This window comes from Bradyrhizobium sp., assembly GCF_019242285.1.
Taxonomy (GTDB): Bacteria; Pseudomonadota; Alphaproteobacteria; order Rhizobiales; family Xanthobacteraceae; genus Bradyrhizobium.
Genome location: NZ_JAFAVV010000134.1, coordinates 1 through 4,744, shown reverse-complemented (window position 1 = coordinate 4,744; position 4,744 = coordinate 1). Strand labels below are relative to the sequence as shown.

The following is a 4,744-nucleotide window of genomic DNA, read 5'->3' as shown; positions in this document are numbered from 1 at the left end:
TGCGATCATGGCCAGCACCCAATCGTCCCGGTCGCTGCGATAGACGGTTTCGCAGTCGACGCCACGGGCGTCGAACACGCTGTCGACGACGTCGTTGAACTCACAGAAGGAACGCTGCACGTATCTTTCACCGGCGAGATCCGATATCTCGATCTGATCGTGCGACACGAGTCGGTGCGTGGACGGAAGCACGATCATCATCTGCTCGCGAAATAACGGCAAATAATTCAGGCGGGAATCGGGCGCGCGGTCGGGGCGACAGTAGATCGCAATCTCGGCCGACGAGGTGACAAGTTGTTCTTCGACAGACTGGGCCGTGCCGTCGATCAGCTCCAGCTTGACGTCGGGGCGCGAACTACGAAACCGGGCGAAAAGCTGAATCAGCAGCGCCGGCGCTATCGTGCACATGATGGCGAGCTTTAGTTGCGTCGCCGTGCTCGACACGTGGTCTCTCGCCTGCTGCCTGGCGACCTCGGTGTTTTCCCATGCCTCCTGCAGATACGGCCTCACGATCCGGCCGAGCTCAGTGAGATGGATTCGCGATCGCTCGCGGTGAAAAAGGCGCCCTCCGAATTCCTTTTCCAACAGCTGGATGGCCCTGGTCAGTGATGGTTGCGTAACGTGACAGCTCCGTGCGGCCTGAGTGAAGTTCAAATGCTCGCATACCGCAAGAAAATACCGGACCTGGTGCATCTCCATGCGCTTTACCCGCTGAATGTCGGAGCTATTATTTCGATTGAAGGGCCACGACGGGCGACCACCCGTCTTCAACACCGGATTGCTCGAGGAGCTTGCACCGATCGAGCATCAGCTCAGTCGGCCTGTCATGAGGACGCCGGCGCAACACAGCCTCGAAGCAGCAGATTGCGCCCCGGAAGTTGCGCGCGCGATATTCCTGCAAACCCTCTTCGTAGTCGACGATCCATGCCGGGCCAGATCCGCCGCTTGTCGCCCGAGCTGAGTCGACCAATTCGTACACGGCAAGGCCTTCGATCTTGCCGTAGACGGCTATCCGATCGATCTCGCGTGTCACCATTGCCCCCTCGACGAGACGTTTGGTTTCAGCGCCGATCAGGATCAGCGTCTCATAGTGCTTGTTGGCGCCTTCCAAGCGGCTCGCGACGTTCACCGCATCGCCGATGACGGTGTAGTTCAGCCGCAGTTCCGAGCCGATATTGCCGACCAGCATTCGGCCGGAATTCACGCCGATACGGATCTGCAGGGGATGGCCGTGGTCGTCACTGATGCCGGCGGCCTCGATGGCCTGGCGGCAGGCGAGTGCCGCGCGGCAGCAAAGCAAGGCATGCTCGGGCTGCGCGGTCGGTGCGCCCCAGAACGCCATTACCGCATCGCCGATGAATTTGTCGATAGTACCGCCGTGGGCGACGATGACCTCGGAGGCCGCGTCGAGATACCGCGACAACAACGGCACGACGCGATCGCCCATGCGCTCGGAAAGCCCGGTGAAACCGGCCACATCGATGAACATCACCGTCAGTTCCTGAATAGAGCCGCCCGGCTTTGCCTCGACGCCCTGGCGCAGCAGCGAGCGGACCAGATCGGCCGGAATGAATTTACGAAAGGCGGAAAGGCCGGCGGCCATTTCGGCGATCGCGCCCGAAAGGCTCGCGATCTCGGCAAGCCGCGACGGATGACGGCGGACCCGATCGAGCGCAAAGTTTTCCACATGCCGGATTTCGCCGACCACACGGGCGAGCGGCGCTGCAATCACCGACCGCGCCAGTATCGCCGACAAGAGGGCGGCCAGCAGTGCGCCGGCGGCAACGCCGACGATGAGCCGCCGCAGCGTGGTCTCGACAGCCCCGAGGAACTCTGCCTCGGGGATGACGGTCACAAGCGACCAGCCGGGAAATGGTAGCGGGGTCAGTGCGACCTCATAGGCCGCACCGTCGCGAGAGAGCCTGCGCCGCCAAGCCTCATTGCGGCCCTCGTCGCCCGCCTCGTTCATTGCCATCCGCGCCAGCGGCAGCATGTCGATACGGCTGTGAGAAGGATGCAACTCGTCGGCGTCCTTGTCCGGTGCCGCGATTAACTCGCCACTACCATCGATGATGAATGCTGTGCCCGTGCGTCCGACCTCGAGTTGCGATAGAAAACGGGACAAGCGCGTATACTCGATAATGACGGCAAGGACGCCCTGCCGTTCCTGGTAGACATCGATCGGCCCCGCAAACGCGATCGAGGGGCGCGGGCCGATCGGGTGGTCGAGTACCCGAAACCATTGCGGGCCATTGGCGCCCATACTGGTCTTGAACCAGCTCTGGTCGGTGACGCGGAAATCGGTCGGTTCGAAGCGGCGGGTCTCGAATTCGATGTCGCCGGGGATCACCTGATATTGGTCGATCCGACGTTGGCCGGGGCGATCAGCCTTGGAAATTTCCATCATCTCGAGGTGGCCGTCGCCAAGCTTGTGGGCCGCGAAAAAGGAGCCGTCGGGCCAGCCGAAGGCGACCCAGGAGATCGTCGCCTGCGACTGCAGTTGCGACAGGAAGACGAACTCGCGCTTGTCGGCCTCGCGGGTATCGAGCACGTTCTGCAGGAAGAGCGTCCGGATCGCGGCATGGGCAGCGCGGGCTTGGTCGACGATCGCCGAGACCTCCTTGCGCACGGCGGCGACGATCTGCTCATTGATCGTCGAGGCGAGCTGGCGGCTGATCGATTCGGCGGTACGCCACCACAACAGGCTCGAGGCGGCTGCGGTAAGCAGGATCGCCGTCAACACGAGTGCGGAAACCGCCAGCCGAATGCTGACGGTCAGCATTTTGGCGGAAGGAAGCCGCAGGCGTTCAAATGCGCTTGGTGGTGGAACGGCGCTCATGCTGGCTTCCGCCGATCTTCGCAGGACATTGAGGGGGATACGCTGGGCCATGGTGGGTTGTTACATGGCGCCGGCTCGTCTCGATCCTGGCCGCGGATATGGGCCGTCACCAATGCCCGTCAGGTTCGGTTTCGATAGCGACAAGGTATTGGAGGGCGATACGCATCTTCGCCTATCAGACCCGAGCGCGGCCCCGCCGGGGCGATCAGCGCAAAACCTCAAACGATCTCACGGATTCGTGAGCGGCCCGATCGGTAATGACGGCTGTGAGCGGAACGAACGAGACGATGCGCCCCCTTTCGCCGAGGAGGCGATGCAAACCGAAGTGGAGAAATCAATGAAGACTATTGTCAGTTCGCTCGTCCTCGCCGGCGCCGTGACAACCGCGCTAGCGACAGTTGCCGCCGCCGGTCCTCTCACCAAGGCGGAAGCCGATGCCGCGGTCGCCGCGCACAAGGAGAAATGCTTTGGCGTCGCTCTGAAGGGTCAGAACGATTGCGCCGCCGGCCCCGGCACGACCTGTCAGGGCACATCGACCGCCGACTTCCAGGGCAACGCTTGGAAGTTCGTGCAGGGCGGCACGTGCACCAGCATCCAGCTTCCGAACGGCAAGACCGGTTCGCTCAAGCCAGTTTGATCGACTGGGTGCCACGCTGGCGGAAAAGCGGAGAGACGATATGAAGGCAGCGGTCTTATCCGCATTGCTTGCAGCCGAGCCTCCCCGCTTTCCTGCGTTTCAGGTGCGTGGGCTTGCCGGCAGCAGCTTCAAGCACGAGCACCTCGCAACCATTCTCGAGGACGGACGGCAAGGCGGGTTCTTCGAAGTTCATGCTGAGAACTACATGGGAGCCGGCGGGCCGCCGCATCGCGCAATGGAAGCCCTGCGCCGCGATCATCCGATATCGCTGCACGGCGTCTGCATGTCAATCGGAGGCCCAGAGCCGCTCGATACGGCCCATCTTGCGCGTTTCCGTACTTTGGTCGAGCGCTATGAGCCTGCACTGGTATCAGAGCATTTGGCCTGGTCGACCCACCAATCCACATACTTCAATGACCTGCTGCCGTTGCCCTACAACGAGGCGACGCTCGGTCGCGTCTGCGACCATATCGAGCAGGTACAGGACGCGATCTGGCGGCCGCTTCTGCTTGAGAACCCAGCTACCTATTTGGCGTTCCGCGAATCGACGATGGGAGAAACGGAGTTCATGCGACGCGTCGCGGAACGCACCGGGTGCGGCCTGTTGCTCGACATCAACAACGTGTTCGTCTCCGCAACCAATCATGGTTTCTCGGCGCTGAAATATCTCGCCGACTTTCCACTCGCGCGCGTTGGAGAGATCCATCTTGCAGGCCACGCCGAGCAAACCGACGACGAAGGTGACCTCCTCCTGATTGACAGCCATGACGGGCCGGTCGCTGATGCGGTGTGGAAACTGTATCAGGTCATCATCGAACGATGCGGCCCTGTCCCGACGCTGATCGAATGGGACAGCAACATTCCCGATTGGTCTATTCTGAAGGCCGAGGCGGTGGCCGCGCAAGCGATCCTCGATCGTTACCAGGGAGAGGCGCGCCATGCTGCCGCTTGAGCCGGAATTAGCATCATACGCGACGTTTGCCTCGGCACTGCTGGATCCGGCGGGCGCGACGCCTGTGGTCGTGACTGGTCCCGCAGGCAAGAGCGGCCTCAAACGCTATAACGTCTACCGCAACAACGTCACGGTCAGCCTCATCAACGCGCTTGCCGCGGTCTATCCGGCCGTCCAACGCATCACCGGGGTCGAATTCTTTCGCGCCATGGCGCGCTTCCACGTCCGCACTACGCCTCCGAGCTCACCGCTGCTGTTCGAATATGGTCGCGACTTTCCGGCGTTCATCGAGACGTACGAATATGCGCGGGGTCTG

General features: G+C 62.1%; 5 protein-coding genes. 3 read left to right on the top strand and 2 right to left on the bottom strand.

Translation table 11 applies throughout. From position 1 onward, the window contains the following. Both JOY90_RS04700 and JOY90_RS04695 read right to left on the bottom strand, forming a co-directional pair. The coding region (locus JOY90_RS04700) for a LysR family transcriptional regulator (RefSeq protein ID WP_291689987.1) at window positions 1-699 on the bottom strand (699 nt) is incomplete at its 3' end. 28 nt (window positions 700-727) lie between these two features. Then, window positions 728-2,782: an adenylate/guanylate cyclase domain-containing protein gene (locus tag JOY90_RS04695; protein ID WP_291689989.1), complete on the bottom strand. Its 2,055-nt coding sequence runs from the start codon at window positions 2,780-2,782 to the stop codon at window positions 728-730. A 394-nt stretch (window positions 2,783-3,176) separates the two neighbouring features. Between JOY90_RS04695 and JOY90_RS04690 the strand changes: the two genes are divergently transcribed. From JOY90_RS04690 to JOY90_RS04680, 3 genes are all read left to right on the top strand, one after another. Beyond that, window positions 3,177-3,476: a DUF2282 domain-containing protein gene (locus tag JOY90_RS04690; RefSeq protein ID WP_291689988.1), complete on the top strand. Its 300-nt coding sequence runs from the start codon at window positions 3,177-3,179 to the stop codon at window positions 3,474-3,476. 40 nt (window positions 3,477-3,516) lie between these two features. Then, entirely contained in the window at window positions 3,517-4,428 is a 912-nt protein-coding gene (locus JOY90_RS04685; RefSeq protein ID WP_291689986.1) for a DUF692 domain-containing protein, read from the top strand. Continuing rightward, window positions 4,415-4,744: DNA-binding domain-containing protein (locus JOY90_RS04680; protein ID WP_291689985.1), on the top strand; the 330-nt coding region annotated here is incomplete at its 3' end. The genes JOY90_RS04685 and JOY90_RS04680, both read left to right, overlap by 14 nt.